Here is a 17387-nt window from a genome sequence, read left to right on the forward strand (position 1 = left end):
TCATTCCTCCACAAATTTTAGAGCGTTCATAGGACATTTACTTATACATTCCCCACATAAAAAACAACGATCTTCATCAATTTTTACTTCAATACCATCTATTGATATTGCCTCACAAATGAGACATGCTCCACAAGCGAGGCATTTGTCATTATCAATTTTTATTTTTGCGTTGTAAATAACCTTTATGAGTTTTTTTGCAATGTCCTTTTCGTTACTTAGAGAGTGGATTATTCTTGCTCCATATTCCACTGGAAGTTCTGCTATTACCTCTGAAATTTTCATGATTCTATCTGAGGGATACCTACCATGAAGGTAATGGGAAATCATTGACCTGTCTATATTTAAGTATTCTGCAATCTCCCTTTGTAGTTTTCCTTCCTTTCTCATCTTCATTGCTACAAGTGCTTTTATTCCTGATAGTATATGCTCTGGCATACTCTCATCTCATGTGAGTCATATTCAACATTATTTTATGAGGTATATAAATAATTCTTCTAATTTCAAATAGTAAACTATACATAATAGCGTGGGCTTTACTCACATAATTTGAAAAACCTATATGTCCTTAATGTTTATTAATTATATTTTAATTTTTAAGGTAATCTAAACGTATTACAACAGTTTGCATTTTCCAGTATGGTTGTTAATCCATTCAAGTTCAATGAAATCTAAGGTTAGAGAACCTAAAAATTTATAAATTTTAGTTCCTAATAATAGCACACAAAAAGTAAAAGGTGATGCGATGAAAATATTGTTGATAGGTGGAGGAGCAAGAGAAAGTGCAATTGCACATGCTTTAAAAAAGAATGCGAATGTTAAATTATACACATTAATGAACAACAAAAACCCAGGAATAGCGAGATTATCTGAAAAGATATCATTAAACAAAGAAACCAACTTGGATGCAGTTAAAAGTTTTGCAGAGGAAGTTAAACCAGATTTAGCAGTTATTGGACCTGAGGCTCCATTGGGTGCAGGAGTATCTGATTTGTTGTGGAGTATGGGCATTCCAACCGTAGGACCAAAAAAACTCCCTGCTCAAATTGAAACAAGCAAAGAGTTCATGAGGAATTTATTTAAAAAATACAACATAAAAGGTTCATTGCAATACAAGGCATTTGAAGAGTATGGGGAAGAGTTGGAGGCATTCATTGATGAAATGACAAATCAAGGTAAGGATGTTGTTGTTAAACCTGTTGGATTGACAGGAGGGAAAGGAGTCAAGGTTGTTGGAGAACAGTTGAAGGATAACGAAGAGGCAAAACAATATGCAAAAGAAGTGTTTGAGAAGGATATCGGTGGAGGAAAGGTAATTATTGAGGAGAGGTTAATTGGTGTTGAATTTACATTGCATGGGTTTGTTGATGGAGATACAATAAAATTCACACCTACGGTTCAAGACCACCCACATGCTTATGAAAACGATGAAGGGCCTATAACAGGAGGGATGGGTTCATATTCATGCCCTAATTTGTCACTTCCATTCTTAACAGATAAAGATTTAGAGGAAGGTAAAGAAATTATGGAAGAGACGGTTAAAGCAATCAAAAAAGAAGTTGGTGACTACCAAGGATTCTTATACGGGCAGTTCATGCTCACTGCAGAGGGGCCAAAGATTATTGAATACAACGCAAGATTTGGAGATCCTGAGGCAATGAACATATTGGCAATCTTAAAGAATGATTTTGTTGAGGTTTGTGAGGCAATAGCAAATAAGAAATTGAAGGATGTTGATGTTGAATTTGAAAACAAAGCAACAGTATGTAAGTATGTTGTTCCAAATGGCTATCCAACAAACCCAGTAAGGAATAAAGAGATAATTGTTGATGAAGAGAAAATAAAAGAAACAGGGGCAATACTACATTACGCATCAGTAAATGAGGTTGATGGAAAGTTGTATATGACAGGTTCAAGGGCAGTTGCAGTTGTTGGAGTTGCAGATACGATAGAGGAAGCAGAGAAAATTGCTGAAAAATCTATCCAATATATAAAAGGAGAAGTCTTCCACAGAAGTGATGTAGGTAAATTAGATTTAATCAAAAAGAGAATTGAGAGAATGAAAGAATTGAGAGGATAATTTTTTTATTTTTTGAGATTGTTTGTTATGCAATATTCCAATAAAATTATTTTTTAATTTTACTGACAGTGTGATTACGATATTCCCTTCTTTATTAGTTCTTTACCACACTCTTTAACCACTTCATAAAACGATAGTCCATATTTGTATCTCAAATATTCTATGCAGTTTGATACTATCGCCATAAATCTAACGAATCCAATATTGCTCTTTTCAGATGTTGGATAGTTTCCTTCGATTTCTAAAATCGATTATCTCTTCGCTTGCGGAGCAAGCGAGCAGTGAAACACTTAGTATTTCACCCAATCGATGTTTTCACCTTGTGATAACAAGGCGAGTTACGAAAAACCGATTTAAGTACTACCTATTTCTATTTTTTGGTTTTAATTTTAATAGTGTTAAATCACACTATCAGTAAAATGAGATTTAAATATCGATTATATCCTAGGTAATCGTATGTAATCATAAGAAGTAATTCGAGACAAAATAACTAAAAATAATGGACCATATAATATAATTTTTAGACTTTAGATTACGTTTTGGTTGTTCGGTTTTAGTAAGGTATTTATCTATCGGAGTTATAACTATTTTAATAGGATTTTGTATTCACCACATTTTTTACCACTTTTGTATTCGATTTTTTAGTTCGTTATCAGGTTTTATTATACTTACTGGTTAATTTATAGTTGTTTGCGTTAGATGTTGGAAAACACCTTCAAATTAAAGAAAATATATGCTTTATCTTAAAATTGGGAGAAACACAACCATTTAAATGATACATAGATAAATCCATAAATTTCGCAAACAACATCTATTTAAAATTGTGATGCGAATTTTAGGATTATTTATAGTTGTTTAAGCTATAAATGAACATACTACAATGAAAAAAACATTTAGGTGAGGTCATGAGAGGTTTTATTATTGGGAGGTTTCAGCCATTCCACAATGGGCATTTGAATGTTGTAAAGAAAATATCTAAGGAAGTGGATGAATTGATAATAGGCATTGGAAGTGCTCAAAAAAGTCATACTCTTGATAATCCATTCACTGCGGGAGAGAGAATAATGATGATAACAAAAACACTAAATAATTTTGATTTTTCATATTACGTAATCCCAATAAAGGATATTGAGTTCAATGCAGTTTGGGTTTCTTATGTTGAGGCACTGACACCGCCTTTTGATATTGTTTACTCTGGAAATTCACTTGTTAAGGAGTTGTTTGAAGAGAGGGGATATATGGTTAAAAAACCAGAGATGTTTAACAGAAAAGAATACTCAGGGACTGAAATTAGAAGAAGAATGCTAAATGGGGAAGAATGGGAGCATTTAGTTCCGAAAGATGTTGCTGAAGTTATAAGGGAAATAAAGGGGGTTGAAAGATTAATCAGGTTGAGTGAGAAGGATTATTAAAATTGAAACTGGAGGGTTTAAGATGAAAAATTATAGGTGTGTTGAGATGGAAGTTCATCCAGAGGAAATCTTGGAGTATATGCATAGAGATATTGAAGAAGGGGATTATATTGAAGTGTATTTTGGCAGGGTTCATGTTGAGGGAACTGTAATTCTCGCAAGTGAGGGATTTTTTAGGGTTGATACTAACAACGACTTATTTGGAACTTTGGAATTTGAGGCTTCGTCAATTATTGATGATTTAATAGAGTTAGTGCATATAAAAGAAGATTACAAAGAAAAAATTATTTTAAGGGTAAAATAACAGTTGGAGGTAGTTACATTGAAATTTCATGAATTTATGGGGGCAATAACAAAAGAAGGAATAAGTATTGCCGAAAAATCCAGAGAAATTGTAAGAAATAAGATAAAGAATGTTTTAGGAGATAGAATAAATAAATACTCAAAGGAAGAACTTGCTATTATTGAAAGGGTAGTCCATGCTACTGCTGATGAGGAATATGCAAAGTTGATATATTTTAAAGATAATCCAATAGGGGAAGGAGTTAAGGCAATAAAAGAAAATAAGCCCGTGGTAGTGGATATAAACATGATAAAAGCAGGAATAAGGTACAACAATACATATTGCTTTATAAATGACAAAAAAACTTATGAACTTGCACAAGAGGAACAGATCACGAGAGCAGTTGCCTCAATGAGAATTGCAAAGGATTTGATAGATGATGGTGTTGTTGTTATTGGAAATGCTCCAACTGCATTGTTGGAAGTTATAAGAATGATTAATGAGGAAGATATAAAACCAAGGGTTGTTGTTGGGGTTCCTGTAGGTTTTGTTCAGGCAAGTGAATCAAAAGCATTATTGAGAGAAACCGACATCCCATCAATAACAACCATAGGGCCAAAAGGAGGAACCCCTGTTGCAGTTTCAATAATTAATGGAATTATAGCGATGAGTAAAAATGAGAAGGTTTAGATTTATTGTTCTTTTTCCCCATATAATATTTTTGCGATTTCTCTCAGTGTTTCTACCCCTTTTGCCTCTGTTTTTAATAATGGAACGTGTGCAATAACTTTGTCTCCAAATTTCTCTTTTATCATTTCTAACCTCTTTTGTTGTAGTGCTCTTCTTGCCCTACAGAATTCACACTCAACATCCCCTGGGATTAATTGGTTTACAATAACAGCATCAATTGGAATACCATATTTCTCCAAAGCCTTCATTGCTCTTTCACTTTCCAAAATACTCATCTCTTCTGGAATAACAACCAATCTAAATGCAGTTCTTTCAGGATTTGAAAGGATTCTTCTTGCTTTTTCTATTTTTTTCTTCATCCTTTCAAGTTCTTCCAATGCCTTATCATAGTCGATATCATCACCTTTACTTCCAAATGGCATTAATTTTTTCATCATTTTCATTAATCCACTCATCTGCTTCTTGAACTTAATCATCTTAGCCATGTATTTGTCCATTATTTCAGGAAGTCCAAGGAATCTCAATGTGTGTCCTGTTGGAGCGGTATCAAATATAACTACATCAAACTCATTGTTATCCATGTATCTTAAAAATACATCAAATGCAGCACTTTCATCAGTTCCAGGGGAAAGGGAAGCCATTTCCAACTGTTCCTCCAAAACGTCCCCTAACATTGGGTTTTCATCCATCTGTGCTTTTAATTTTTCCTTGTATTCTTCCATTGCTTTCTGAGGGTCTATCTCTACAACATATAGGTTATCGAATCCCTTAACTTTTGTTGGTTCGTGTCCAAATTCCTGCTCAAACGCATCCCTCAATGAGTGTGCAGGGTCAGTTGAGACAATAACTGTTTTTAATCCCTGCTCTGCACAATAGATACCGGTAGCAGCACTCATTGTTGTCTTTCCAACTCCTCCTTTTCCACCAAACATGATGTATTTTGTTCCATCATTCTCCAATTTTTTTGTTGTGATACTCTTCAATGAATCTTTTATTTTTGATAACATCCCATCACCTTTTATTCTTTTGTTTTGTTGTTTTTATTATCTACATTGGAATCTCTTAACCTCTGCAATAATTCATTAACATCAACCATGGTGTTTATACACCCATCCTTTATTAGCGCCTGCCCTTGGGCAGGGATACCTTTTCTTGAGAGGTAGTTCATACCATAAAACAAATCCCTACTACATGCAACACCAAATACGCCATCGGGCTTAACATCCCTTAGAATCCTTTTTAGGAATGTAGAACCTGGGACAATAAATACCTTATAGCCATTTTCTTTAGCAGTTTTTATGATTTCTCCAATACAGCATCTCCCACAAAATACACACTCTACACCATTTGGAGTTAACTTTGCTGGACATTTCGCGTCTCTCAAACAATGAGGGAGAATTAAAACTTTGTTTTTTGATTTTTTAAATTGTTCTTCATAATATTTGTTGTAAAACTCAGTCCCTACATTGTAGAAGGTTTCTTCTGTACCAATAAGAAGGAATAATTTTAATAGGATAGAGTAAAAGTTATCCGCTATATATATAAAAATTTTTGGGAATATTAATTTGTTCCTCCTAATCAAATACACTCCAACTACAATACTTATAAGAAGCATTAAAATCAATATTGTTATAAGTAGTATGGAAAATAAACCTATAATCTCTAATACACTCATGCCAAAAATTTCCATGCTATCACAATAATTTGGTTATTTAAAATTTTGGGGGTGTAAAAATTCCAAAAACAACCCTAACTCTTACTTACGAATTTTTTAGCGCGGGTTGTGAAAATTCCAAGTCAGATGTGGCTATTGTTATCGATATTCTTAGGGCATCAACAACCATAAACACACTTTTACAATTGTGCAATGAGGTATATATAACTGATAGTATAGAGAAGGCAAACTCATATGAAAATACCATAAAAATTGGGGAAAGAAATGGCAAAAAAATTGAAGAATTTGATTTTGGCAATTCTCCAACAGATATTTTGAAGAATAAAGAAATAATATTGGAACATGTAAAAAATGGTGGAAAGGTTGTGTTAACAACAACAAACGGAACAAGGGTAATGAAAAGAGTTTTTAAAAATGCAAATTATGTTCTAATTGGTTCAATAACAAATGCAAAATATGTTGCTGAGAAAGCGGTGGAATTATCCAAATCGGGAATAACCCTTGTCCCATGCCATAGAAAAGGAACATTTGCAATTGAGGATGTAATAGGGGCTGGATTGATAGCAAGGTATATTGAAGAGATTAGCAAAGAAAAAACCAAAAATGAAGAAGTCCTCGCAGCAAAGTTATTAACAAAAGGAGATTGGAAGAGTTTAATCCTAAATTCAAATTCAGCAGATAACTTAAGAAATCTTGGTTATCACGGGGATTTAATGTTTTGTATCTCTGAGAATTCTCAAAATGTTGTGGGAATGTTTGATGGGGAAAAGGTGGTTAAGATTTAGATTTAAATTGATTTAAATCACTTTATTCGATCTGACCTCATCAAAAAGGATGGGATACCTCACTTCGTTCGGTATCCTCTCATGGGTTATGTCATTTATTTTTTATTTCCCTTATAACTTCATCCACAATCTCTGATGCTAATCCAATGTAGGTTTTTGGATTCATCAACTCTTCTAATTCCTCTTTTGTTAAGTATTTCATAACCTCTTCGTTTTCTAATAAAACCTCTTTTAAATGTCTCTTTTCATCATGTGCCTTCATTGCACACCTTCTAACAACTTCATGGGCTGTTTGCCTACCCATTCCCCTCTTTGCAAGTTCAATCATAATTCTTTCTGCCATGATAAGCCCTTTTGTTAATTCAAGGTTTTTCTCAACGTTTTCAATATTTACCCTCAACTTTTTCATCCCTTTAATTGCCAAGTTTAAGATGTGGTCTAATAAAACACATGCCTCAGAAAAGATGCATCTTTCACTTGATGAGTTTGTTAAATCCCTCTCTTCCCACAATGATATGTTATCAAATTCTGCCAATGCCAAACTCTTAACTACCCTTGACAATCCACAAATTTGCTCAAATGTGATTGGGTTTCTCTTATGTGGCATTGTTGAAGAGCCGGTTTGTTTTGTTGGGTCGAATTCTTCCTCCAACTCTCCAATTTCAGTTCTCTGCATACTTCTAACAGTAACTCCAATTTTATTCAATGTTTGAGCAATTAAAGCGAGAAGTGCAATAAACTCAGCATGCCTATCTCTTTGAATAACTTGGTTGGATATTAAAACTGGATTTAATCCTAAAATTTCCCCTACTCTTTTATGCACTTCTAAACCTTTCTCGCCAAGTGCTGCCATTGTTCCTACTGCACCAGTTATCATTGAAACGCAAATCCTTTCTTTGCAACTTTCTAACCTTTCAATATGCCTCTGTATCTCAGATGCCCATAAAGCAAATCTCATCCCATAAGTTGTTGGGATTGCGTGTTGTCCGTGTGTTCTCCCAATGCAAACGGTATATTTATGCTCTTCTGCCTTCTCCAATAAAATATCCCTCAATTCCTTCAATTTTTTCTCCAATATGGCAATTGCCTCTTTGAATTGTAATGATTGGGATGTGTCAACAATATCGTTTGAAGTTGCACCGAAGTGGATATATTCTCCTGCGTTTCCTTCACAAACTTCTGCAAATGCCTTAACCATAGCAACAACGTCATGCCTTGTTTCTCTTTCTATTTCTTTAACCCTCTCCAATTTAACATATTTTGTTGATGCCTTTCTATTGATTTCTTCTGCTGCCTCTTTTGGTATTATGCCGAGTTCTGCCTCTGCCTTTGCCAATGCTGCCTCAACTTCAAGCATCTTTTGTAATTTGTTCTCTTCTTCCCAAACCTTCTTCATCTCTTCTGTTCCATATCTGTAGTCAATTGGATGTACTGCCATTTTTTCACCGAGTAGGTATTTTTGATAATGTTCCAAATTATTTTGTTATGTTTTAAATAAATTTTGGAACTAAATCCTTTTTAAGTAGTTCTTTACAATATCTTCAATCTTTTTATTATAATTTAAATGTATTGGAATAATAACCCCTCTTTTTCCAATAAGTATGATTTTGTTGTTCTTTATTGTATATCCCTCAAAACCTTTCCAAGTAATGAATCTCCAACCAATATAAATTCCATTATTGTAAATATCTATCCTGTGTTTAATAAAGAATAAAACAATAAACAAACCCATAGCCACAATAAACGCAAACATAAAAGAAAATCCAAATCCTTCAGGCAATCTATCCCAATATAAATACAAAAATCCAAAAATAGGAATAATAAAAACTGATAAAAGCCCGATAAACATTAAACAATATTTCTTTCCAAATATGTTAAAGTCATAGTCCCTATAAGAATATAAAACTTCTTCCCTTCTATTTTTGTCTGATTTTATTGCTAAATAAAGTCCATAATATAGAATCCCCGTTAATGTAAGTTGAATCAAACCAATGTAAAATATAATAATTAATACGTATTGGTTCATGCCCACCACTTTAGTTTATTTTATAATAAACTCTTCGTTTTCCTAATATCTCTCTCAATCTTTTCCATCTCCTTTGCATAACCAATAGCAATCTTCCTCATAACTTCTTCAACATCAAAAATACCAATATCTTCCAATCCAATGCCTTCAACATGCTCTGGAATACCTTTTGAATTAACATTAATCCCTAAATGAATCTTTGCAGAACTTACTCCCCTTGTTGCTATACACACGGATAATTTTTTACCACTGCAGTATAAATCATCCCCTTCTCTATCCAACTTAACACCAAAATCCCCAATAACGTCTTTAGCAATGCAGATTAAAATCCTCTGCCTCAAATAAATCATTTTTAAATCTGGATTGTCAAAATGCTCAACTATGAAGTGTATGCAGTCATCTCCTTTAATTGGGATTTCAAACTCCCCCTCCTCCTTAACATCTTTTAAATCTTTCATATCCTCTATTCTAACCTCCATTCCTCCCCTAAACGCAACAACACTATCTTTTTGAACATCAAACATGTTAAATGCCCATAATGGTTCTATCTCTTTTCCAGTATATTTTATTTTCTCTTTTGGAAATATAACATTCATAAACCCAATATCTAAAATCTCCGCATGCATTTTATCACCATGGAAGTGGATGATATTCCCTCTTGATAATTGGTATATCTGAGAAGCAATCTGATGTTATTCCATTCAAAATAAATCCGTCCATATTCTTTAATTGAACTAAAAGGCATCCTTTTATTGTAACATTCACATCTGGGGCATTTTCTTTCATCCTATCAACCAACAGCAACAAGTCCTTTATTTTCCCAATATTCTCTAAACTGGATATTCTTTTAAGTTCTTTTTTATTTTTCTCATGAACAATAAGTTGGTGAACCATTATCTCATCAACACCAATGTCGTTAAGTTTTTTTGCTAATTCAACCAACTCCATATCATTGAAATTTGGGATATAAATGGTTCTAACGATTGTATGTAAATGCTTTACTGAAAGTTCTATATTTTTAATAACCTTATCAAAGGTATCTGCATTTGTTAATTTTTTGTGCGTTTCTGGTTTTGATGTACTTAAACTAATCATCACCAAATCTAAGCCCAAATCCTTAAATTCCTTTATCAAATTCTCATTTAAAAAAACACCATTTGTTTGCAAATCACACCTCAATCCGAGGGATTTTACATATTCAATACCTTTCTTTACTTTTTCGGGATATAGAAGAGGTTCCCCATATTGGCTTATAGTCACTGCTATGCAATCATCTAAATTCCCATAGATTCCTGGCTTTATATTTGTTAATTTAGAATAGCAAAAAATACAGTTATGATTGCATTTTTGTGTAATCTCGATTGTAGGGTGATGATGTGGATCTTTGTTATTCAAATCCAACCCTTCACAACCTATGCAGTGCTTAACAACCTTTAAATTTTTTACAATCTCTTCCAATTTATCACATATATTACTCCTTAAAACAATCTTCAAAATTTCACCCCAAAAATAATTAAACAAAAAAATAAAAATAGAAAAAAACACTTTTCAGTTATTTTTAAATTACTCCAACAAATAAAAATACTTCTCAGTCCAATCGATAATACCCTTTCTTACCCTTTTATTTTTTATGGCATCAATGATTTCATCCACGATATCATCAACATCCCTGCCTGTTGCATCTATTTCATAAACTATTCCTTCACTTTCAGCCAAACAAACATCCAAAATCTCTGCTTCAACATTTTCCATGACTTTCTTTTGCTTATATCTTCTCTCTTCCAATCTCTTTTTAATAACTTCAGGATTGCATCTCAAAACCACAATGTAATCTACATCTAAAAGATGACTAACGTGCCCATCAAGTATTACATTATCTAAACCATAGAGAAACTCTCTAAGTTTATCAAAATCGATCACATAAGAATCCATTTCCTCATCTTTTTCAGAATACAACTTATATTCCTTCACAACTTCAGTTATATCTATATGTCTAAATCCCAATTTTTCTGCAAGTTTTTTTGAAATTGTTGTTTTTCCAACTCCTGGGGTTCCTGTTATGGCGATTTTAATGTTCTCCACCTTTCTATTTATTCTTCATCATCTATTTCAATATTTTGTGGTGAGTATCTGTCAATCTCAACATTGTCTTTAACTGCAAGGATGACGTATTCTCCTGCTCTGCCCAACTTATAACCCAATGTTTCCAAATACTTTTTAAAATCAAGGAAATCTTTAATAATCCCTTCCACTGGAATCTCTTCAAGGTTAACTATAACAATATCATGTTCGATTATCTCTCTAACTCTAATGAAATCTTCAGGGGTTTTGATTCTAACGGTTAGTATTTTTGGTGGTATTTTTATAACCTTTTCTATTACCTTTTCCTCAATATCTCCATCATCTTCTTTTTTTTCTGTTAGTGGGATTTGTTCTGAACCGACAATCTCATATGCAGGGACTTCTTCTCCAATAACTATATAATCATCTTCTTTTATTGGTATTTGTTGTGGAAGTTCCTTATTCCCAACAAATATTCGTTTTATTTTTTTGAGCATATTTCTCCCTCCATGCTATAAATGGATATTTTACATAAAAATTAAATAAATTAAAATCGATAAATTTTAAAAATTAATCTTGGAGATCAACACCTCATAATGTATAATGACTATATATCTTACTTTCACTTATTTTTAAACTTTTGGATAAATATAGAATATGCGTAAAATCAAAATAAATCTATATTTTTTACGATATACTATCTAAATTATATTTTTATATATGTGTAGAATTTACTCCACTACAAGAGATATTCCTATAAATATCAACACAGCACCAATACAAACCTTAAATGATGGTATCTTACCTAAAATAATTGCTGATAGCATTATTGTAACAAATGGATATATACTTGATATAACAACACCTTTGATGGAGAAGATATTGATAAACCTTTGTAGAAAAAGTACTGTCCAACAACACCAGCAATTAATGATACCAAAGTTAAGTAAATAAAAACCCTATAATCTATCTTCAATGTCATTAGTTTCCCAGTTGAAGTAAATATGAGGGAAATTATTATAAAGTCCATTAATGATTTAATCAGTATTGCTGTTGCTGAGTCAGTTAGTTCTAAGGCTTTTTTCTCAATTATTGGACATAAACCCCAACATAACGCCGCTAACAATGCAAAAAATTCACCTTTCATCTTATCACCCAAATAGTTAAAAAATCAACAATAAAAAATAAATAATGACAGTACTCCATAATAGTCTATATTTAATTTTTATCGATTTTTATGGATTGAGATTTTTAAATAAAAAGAGGAGGGAAATGATGTTCCTAACTTTGGATGAGTTTGATTTTGATGGAAAAACTGTTTTGTTGAGGGTGGATATAAACAGCCCAATAGATTTGAACACTGGGGAAGTTTTAGACGATACAAGGATTAAAGCATGTAAAAAAACAATTGAGGAACTCTGCAATAAAAATGCGAGAGTGGTTATTCTTGCTCACCAAAGTAGACCAGGGAAAAAGGACTTTACAACCTTGGAAATGCATGCAGAAAAACTTTCCGAGGTTTTAGATAGGGAAGTTAGATATATAGATGATATATTTGGCTCTTATGCAAGAAACGCTATAAAGAACATGAAAGATGGTGAGATAATACTTCTTGAAAATGTAAGATTCCTTGCAGAGGAGGTTTTAAAAGATTGGAAAAAATGGAATGACATAACACCAAAAAAGCAGGCAGAAACACATTTGGTAAAGAAATTGTATCCATTGTGTGACTATTTTGTAAATGATGCGTTTGCAGCAGCACATAGGGCGCAACCATCTTTGGTGGGCTTTGCATATTATTTACCAATGATTGCCGGAAAGATTATGGAAAAGGAACTGAGTATTTTAAGAAAAGTATTAAAAAATCCTGAAAGACCATGCATCTTTGTTTTAGGTGGGGCTAAGGCAGATGATAGTATAAAGGTAATGAAAAATGTTTTAAAAAATGGTTCAGCAGATAGAGTATTAACAACAGGAATCGTGGCAAACATCTTTTTAATAGCAAAAGGTTACAAACTTGGTGTAAATGAGAAGGTTATTGAGGATATGGGATTAAAAGACCAAATAGACGTTGCAAAAGAATTGTTGGATAAGTATGAAGATAAAATTATAACTCCAATAGATGCTGCTTTAAATGTTGATGGAGAGAGAAAAGAGATTGATTTAGATTTAGATATTGAAGTAGAATACCCAATCCACGATATTGGGGAAAGGACAATTGAACTATACAGTGAAATTATTAAAGATGCAAAAACAATTGTTGCCAACGGTCCAGCAGGGGTGTTTGAAAACAAAAACTTCCTAAAAGGAACAGAAAATATACTAAAAAGCATAGCAAACTCCAAAGCATTTTCCGTTATTGGAGGGGGACATTTATCCGCCGCTGCAGAGTTGGTTGGTGTTGCTGATAAAATAGGACATATAAGCATTGGAGGAGGAGCGTGCCTTGAGTTTTTAGCAGGAGAAGAATTGCCAGTTATTGTTATGTTGGAAAAATCCTACCAAAAGTATAGGGGATAATTATTTATTTTTCCATGTATTATTTTTTATCTCAATTTAAAAATTTGGTTAAATAGAAAGTTTTAAAAGTAATGGTATTAAAAATTAGAAAGGCAATATTACCAACGAAAAAAGGGGATTTTATGAATTTGAAAAAATTGGCAGAAGAGATAAAAAATTTTGAAGGTGTCATAAGAAAAAAGGAAATTAAGAATGTTGTTAGTAATTTTGTTTTTGAGGAGGAATATGATTTTGATATTATCGTTGATTTTGGAGATGATGCCGCTGTTGTTGGAATTGATGAGGAAAATGCCATTTTATTGGCAGCAGATGGAATTTGGGGTAAACTTTTGGAAGCAGACCCCTGGTGGGCTGGTTATTGCTCAGTATTGGTTAATGCAAATGATATAGCGGCAATGGGAGGTAAGCCAATAGCAATGACAAACATCATAAGTATTAAGGATTGCAGTATTGGGAGAGAGGTTTTAAATGGAGTTAAGGAAGGTGTTAAAAAATTCGGCATTCCTATGGTTGGAGGACATACGCATCCTGATGCACAATGCAATGTTTTAGATGTTTCTATCACTGGGATTGTTAAGAAGGATTGCATCTTAAGGAGTGATAATGCAAAGATTGGGGATAAAATCATTTTTGCCTATGATTTGGATGGAAAGTTGCATGAGAAATTTAAACTCAATTGGGATACAACAACTATGAAATCAAAAAAACTTGTTAGAGAGCAGTTGAAGGCATTAACCATTATTGGAGAAGAAAAACTTGCAAACTCCTGCAAAGATATAAGCAATCCCGGAGCTATTGGGACTTTAGGAATGCTATTGGAGGTTTCTAAGAAAGGTGGAGTTGTGGATATAACAAAGATACCTAAACCAGAAGATGTGCCATTAAACTACTGGCTTAAAGTTTATCCAGGAAGTGCATTTGTGTTTACTGTAAAGGAGGAAAATGTTAAAAGAATCATTGAGATTTTGGAAGAGGTTAACATAACTGCAGAGGTCTGTGGGGACGTTATAGGGGATAATAGATTAATCATCTCGGATGGAGAAGAGAATGAAGTTGTCTTTGATTTTGAGAAGGAGTATATTTGCGGATGCTAATATTTTAAAAAATAAATCAATTATTTGCTTTTAACAAACTCTATAACCTTATTTTTAATTGTCTCAAACTCATCGCCATATTTTCCTTGTGCTAAATGTTCTCTTCCCCCACCCTTTGCAACATATCTTATCAATTCAACCATATCCATATTTACATTTTCCCCTCTCTTACACAAAATATTTCCATTATCGTTCAATAAAACCACAATAGCGTTATCTACTGCCAAATTATCAGCAATATTTAGCATCTCTTTTGGATTACCCTCAACCTTCTCAACTAAAACCTTATAATTTCCAACCTCTTCAAACTTATTCATTAACTCGTATTTTTTAAGTTCTCCAATCTTCTTCTGCAATTCCTCAATAATTTTCCTCTGCTCTTTCCACTCATCAAAGAACCTCTTAACTGTTTTTGGTAACATCTCTGGCGGAATTCCCAAGATTTCACTTGATTCTATTAATGTATCTTCCATCTTTTGAATTTCTTCAACTGAATTTATTCCACTTGTGTATTCAATCCTTTCAACACCATCCTGGATCCTTTCAGTTCTCAAAATCTTTATAAATCCAACTTCTGATGTGTTCTCGCAGTGCGTTCCACCACACGCCTCAATATCAACACCTTCAATCTCAACGATTCTCAAAACATTTCCTGGGACAACTCCCCCTTGATAAATCCTAAATCCATACTTCTGCTCTGCCTCATTTCTATTCATGAATGTTGATTTTATTGGAATGCCTTTTAAGACGATTTCATTTGCAATTCTTTCAATTTCCTTTAACTCCTCCCTGCTAATTCTCTCATAGTGGGTAATATCCAACCTTGCCTTATCAACCTCAACATTTGAACCCGCCTGCCAAACGTGTTTACCTAAAACCATTTGACATGATGCGTTGATTATGTGTGTTGCTGTGTGATTTCTCATCAACCTCTCTCTATTTTCCCAGTTAATGACGCCTTTTACAACATCTCCTTCTTTTAAACCACTAACATCTTTAAGTTTGTGATAGACAATGTTGTTTTTCTTTTGAACCTCTACAACCTCCTTGTCATTTATAAATCCAACATCATACTTTTGCCCACCACCTTCTGGATAGAAGAGCGTCTTGTCTAAAATCACATAATTATCAACAATCTTCAATATCTTTGCCTCAAACCCCTTCTGTTTTGGATTTTTGTAGAATAAAAGTTCTGTTTCTGGAACATCCACATCTGGCAATTCTTCTTTTTTGTCCTTTGTTTCTTCTTTCTTCTGTTCATGTCTCTCTGCAACTATTGTGTAGAAGTTGTCTGGGATGTTTATTTTTACCTCTTTCTTTGTTTTTTGCCCAATTTCTTTTGCAATATCTTCAACAACCTCTGGTGGCAATCCATGACTATCATAGAGTTCAATTAAATCATCTAAACCAATCTCATTCTTGGATTTAACCAATCTCTCAACAATTCCTCTCCCTCTGTTGAGTGTTTGTATGTATTTTTTCTCTTCAACCTCAACAATTTCCATAATGTAATCTTCCATCTCTAAGAGTTCTGGATAAAGGTCTTTTAAGTTTTCCAATTGCATTTGGATAATATCTTTTAATGATAAAGTTAATCCTGCCTTTTCCATGTATCTCAACGTTTTCCTTAAAACCAACCTTGCCAAATACCCATCCTTAACATTTGAAGGAACAATTCCATCCCCAAACATAAATGCCAAGCATCTTGTGTGGTCACCTATTGCGTAGATGTTTTCTAATGGACTTATTAATTTATTAAGTTCCTCAACATCCATTCCAATCTTATCAGCAACCCTCTTCCTCAAAATCTTCAAATCACCAACATCCTCAATATCCATTAAGCCTGCAACCTCTGTAATCTTTGCCAATATTCTATCATCAATATCTTCAATTCCAGCATTTTCCTTCAATTTCTCAACTATATCCCCAAATACTGCATCATAAGCAGTTGGTGTTCCCTGTGAAGCCCAAACAAACCTCTCAATTCCATAACCAGTATCGACAATCTTTAATGGAATTTCCTTATAATCATTTCCAACTTTCTCATACTGCATAAAGACAAGTGTGGCTAGTTCAACACCGTGCGTAATAACCTCATAGCATGGTCCAGCATTCCCTCCTCCTTCCCACCAACTTTCTATGAACGTTAATGATTTCTCATCAATACCAAGTTTTTTCATGAAGTTAAAGCATAACTCAACGGTTTTATCTGTCCAGTATTTGAAATCATCTTCTTTGTTAAATGCATGGTGCCCTCCCATTGTAAAGCACGTCATGTGCCTTCCAGTTCTCCCAACATTGTCAATATCGTTCAACCTAATACATGGTTGGGCAATTACCAATGGATTCGCTATTGGCTCAACAATTCCCTTTGTTACCCATGGTTGGAATACAGCGATTGAAGCAATGGTTAAAAGTATGTCGTCTCTCCACCTTCTTGCCGTGACTGGGTATCTTTTTATTGGTGTGTGCCCATTTTCTGCAAAGAAATTTAAAAATTCCTTAACCATCTCATTGTATGTGTATTTTTTCTTTGTTATTGGATTGCCAATGAATGTATAAACATCACATGGACTGTCTCCACATGTTTCCCTATCATCATCCAAAGTCCAGAAGTATTGCCCACATTTCTTACATTTTTTTCTTACAAATCCCAAATCTTCAAAAAGTTTAACCTTATAATCGTGCTTTACCTCCATCATATCACCAAATGAACTTTATAGTCGTCTGCAATTAAATGATATTTAACCTACTTAAATTT

17 protein-coding genes and 1 pseudogene are annotated in these 17387 nt (G+C 33.4%); 7 read left to right on the top strand and 11 right to left on the bottom strand.

What is annotated here, in order from left to right; all coding sequences use genetic code 11:
• The gene (locus METFODRAFT_RS01745) at positions 1-438 is read right to left on the bottom strand and encodes a 4Fe-4S binding protein (protein WP_007043807.1); all 438 of its coding nucleotides are present in this window, start codon (positions 436-438) and stop codon (positions 1-3) included.
• Between the two features lie 307 nt (positions 439-745).
• Here METFODRAFT_RS01745 and purD point away from each other — a divergent pair, with 307 nt between their 5' ends.
• The 4 genes from purD to METFODRAFT_RS01765 all read left to right on the top strand — a co-directional run bounded on the left by purD (position 746) and on the right by METFODRAFT_RS01765 (position 4465).
• A complete protein-coding gene (purD, locus tag METFODRAFT_RS01750) occupies positions 746-2080 on the top strand; it encodes a phosphoribosylamine--glycine ligase (protein ID WP_007043808.1) in 1335 nt (444 codons plus the stop codon).
• Between the two features lie 905 nt (positions 2081-2985).
• The gene (locus tag METFODRAFT_RS01755; protein ID WP_007043809.1) at positions 2986-3492 is read left to right on the top strand and encodes a nicotinamide-nucleotide adenylyltransferase; all 507 of its coding nucleotides are present in this window, start codon (positions 2986-2988) and stop codon (positions 3490-3492) included.
• Between the two features lie 22 nt (positions 3493-3514).
• Complete coding sequence (locus METFODRAFT_RS01760) at positions 3515-3796, top strand: DUF2097 domain-containing protein (RefSeq protein WP_007043810.1); 282 nt, start codon at positions 3515-3517, stop codon at positions 3794-3796.
• A 36-nt stretch (positions 3797-3832) separates the two neighbouring features.
• On the top strand, positions 3833-4465 hold the full coding sequence (locus tag METFODRAFT_RS01765) for a cobalt-precorrin-8 methylmutase (RefSeq protein ID WP_048115324.1): 633 nt from the start codon (positions 3833-3835) through the stop codon (positions 4463-4465).
• Positions 4466-4467: 2 nt separating this feature from the next.
• On the opposite strand, the gene METFODRAFT_RS01770 is transcribed toward METFODRAFT_RS01765, so the two are convergent.
• Together METFODRAFT_RS01770 and METFODRAFT_RS01775 are read right to left on the bottom strand one after the other, a co-directional pair.
• Entirely contained in the window at positions 4468-5472 is a 1005-nt protein-coding gene (locus METFODRAFT_RS01770) for a TRC40/GET3/ArsA family transport-energizing ATPase (RefSeq protein ID WP_007043812.1), read from the bottom strand.
• An 11-nt stretch (positions 5473-5483) separates the two neighbouring features.
• Complete coding sequence (locus METFODRAFT_RS01775) at positions 5484-6155, bottom strand: DUF116 domain-containing protein (RefSeq protein WP_173361548.1); 672 nt, start codon at positions 6153-6155, stop codon at positions 5484-5486.
• A gap of 113 nt (positions 6156-6268) precedes the next feature.
• On the opposite strand from METFODRAFT_RS01775, the gene comB reads away from it, so the two are divergent.
• The gene (gene comB, locus METFODRAFT_RS01780; protein WP_007043814.1) at positions 6269-6925 is read left to right on the top strand and encodes a 2-phosphosulfolactate phosphatase; all 657 of its coding nucleotides are present in this window, start codon (positions 6269-6271) and stop codon (positions 6923-6925) included.
• Positions 6926-7016: 91 nt separating this feature from the next.
• On the opposite strand, the gene purB is transcribed toward comB, so the two are convergent.
• The 7 genes and pseudogenes from purB to METFODRAFT_RS11850 form a co-directional block, all read right to left on the bottom strand.
• Positions 7017-8363, bottom strand: coding sequence for an adenylosuccinate lyase (purB, locus tag METFODRAFT_RS01785; RefSeq protein ID WP_007043815.1), 1347 nt, complete (start codon positions 8361-8363; stop codon positions 7017-7019).
• A gap of 69 nt (positions 8364-8432) precedes the next feature.
• A complete protein-coding gene (locus tag METFODRAFT_RS01790; protein ID WP_007043816.1) occupies positions 8433-8951 on the bottom strand; it encodes a hypothetical protein in 519 nt (172 codons plus the stop codon).
• 20 nt (positions 8952-8971) lie between these two features.
• Positions 8972-9577: a DUF366 family protein gene (locus METFODRAFT_RS01795; protein WP_007043817.1), complete on the bottom strand. Its 606-nt coding sequence runs from the start codon at positions 9575-9577 to the stop codon at positions 8972-8974.
• A gap of 4 nt (positions 9578-9581) precedes the next feature.
• Entirely contained in the window at positions 9582-10445 is an 864-nt protein-coding gene (locus tag METFODRAFT_RS01800; protein WP_048115314.1) for a radical SAM protein, read from the bottom strand.
• A gap of 69 nt (positions 10446-10514) precedes the next feature.
• A complete protein-coding gene (locus tag METFODRAFT_RS01805; protein ID WP_048115327.1) occupies positions 10515-11024 on the bottom strand; it encodes an adenylate kinase family protein in 510 nt (169 codons plus the stop codon).
• A gap of 17 nt (positions 11025-11041) precedes the next feature.
• On the bottom strand, positions 11042-11509 hold the full coding sequence (locus METFODRAFT_RS01810) for a hypothetical protein (RefSeq protein ID WP_007043820.1): 468 nt from the start codon (positions 11507-11509) through the stop codon (positions 11042-11044).
• 234 nt (positions 11510-11743) lie between these two features.
• Positions 11744-12159 (bottom strand): annotated as a pseudogene (locus tag METFODRAFT_RS11850) (EamA family transporter).
• Between the two features lie 128 nt (positions 12160-12287).
• Here METFODRAFT_RS11850 and METFODRAFT_RS01820 point away from each other — a divergent pair.
• Together METFODRAFT_RS01820 and METFODRAFT_RS01825 are read left to right on the top strand one after the other, a co-directional pair.
• A complete protein-coding gene (locus METFODRAFT_RS01820; protein ID WP_007043823.1) occupies positions 12288-13532 on the top strand; it encodes a phosphoglycerate kinase in 1245 nt (414 codons plus the stop codon).
• A gap of 122 nt (positions 13533-13654) precedes the next feature.
• Complete coding sequence (locus tag METFODRAFT_RS01825) at positions 13655-14626, top strand: methanogenesis marker 2 protein (RefSeq protein WP_048115318.1); 972 nt, start codon at positions 13655-13657, stop codon at positions 14624-14626.
• Positions 14627-14646: 20 nt separating this feature from the next.
• Here the strand turns inward: METFODRAFT_RS01825 and alaS are convergent, their stop codons facing one another.
• Entirely contained in the window at positions 14647-17325 is a 2679-nt protein-coding gene (gene alaS, locus METFODRAFT_RS01830) for an alanine--tRNA ligase (RefSeq protein WP_048115321.1), read from the bottom strand.
• Positions 17326-17387 lie beyond the last annotated feature (62 nt).

This window comes from Methanotorris formicicus Mc-S-70 (assembly GCF_000243455.1).
GTDB lineage: Archaea > AGJL01 > Methanococci > Methanococcales > Methanococcaceae > Methanotorris > Methanotorris formicicus.

Excerpts from the sequence above, each read along its gene's own strand:
- METFODRAFT_RS01745 (WP_007043807.1), bottom strand. The coding sequence starts at position 438 with ATGCCAGAGCATATACTATCAGGAATAAAAGCACTTGTAGCAATGAAG.
- purD (WP_007043808.1), top strand. The coding sequence starts at position 746 with ATGAAAATATTGTTGATAGGTGGAGGAGCAAGAGAAAGTGCAATTGCA.
- METFODRAFT_RS01755 (WP_007043809.1), top strand. The coding sequence starts at position 2,986 with ATGAGAGGTTTTATTATTGGGAGGTTTCAGCCATTCCACAATGGGCAT.
- METFODRAFT_RS01760 (WP_007043810.1), top strand. The coding sequence starts at position 3,515 with ATGAAAAATTATAGGTGTGTTGAGATGGAAGTTCATCCAGAGGAAATC.
- METFODRAFT_RS01765 (WP_048115324.1), top strand. The coding sequence starts at position 3,833 with ATGGGGGCAATAACAAAAGAAGGAATAAGTATTGCCGAAAAATCCAGA.
- METFODRAFT_RS01770 (WP_007043812.1), bottom strand. The coding sequence starts at position 5,472 with ATGTTATCAAAAATAAAAGATTCATTGAAGAGTATCACAACAAAAAAA.
- METFODRAFT_RS01775 (WP_173361548.1), bottom strand. The coding sequence starts at position 6,155 with ATGGAAATTTTTGGCATGAGTGTATTAGAGATTATAGGTTTATTTTCC.
- purB (WP_007043815.1), bottom strand. The coding sequence starts at position 8,363 with ATGGCAGTACATCCAATTGACTACAGATATGGAACAGAAGAGATGAAG.
- METFODRAFT_RS01790 (WP_007043816.1), bottom strand. The coding sequence starts at position 8,951 with ATGAACCAATACGTATTAATTATTATATTTTACATTGGTTTGATTCAA.
- METFODRAFT_RS01795 (WP_007043817.1), bottom strand. The coding sequence starts at position 9,577 with ATGCATGCGGAGATTTTAGATATTGGGTTTATGAATGTTATATTTCCA.
- METFODRAFT_RS01810 (WP_007043820.1), bottom strand. The coding sequence starts at position 11,509 with ATGCTCAAAAAAATAAAACGAATATTTGTTGGGAATAAGGAACTTCCA.
- METFODRAFT_RS01820 (WP_007043823.1), top strand. The coding sequence starts at position 12,288 with ATGTTCCTAACTTTGGATGAGTTTGATTTTGATGGAAAAACTGTTTTG.
- METFODRAFT_RS01825 (WP_048115318.1), top strand. The coding sequence starts at position 13,655 with ATGAATTTGAAAAAATTGGCAGAAGAGATAAAAAATTTTGAAGGTGTC.
- alaS (WP_048115321.1), bottom strand. The coding sequence starts at position 17,325 with ATGGAGGTAAAGCACGATTATAAGGTTAAACTTTTTGAAGATTTGGGA.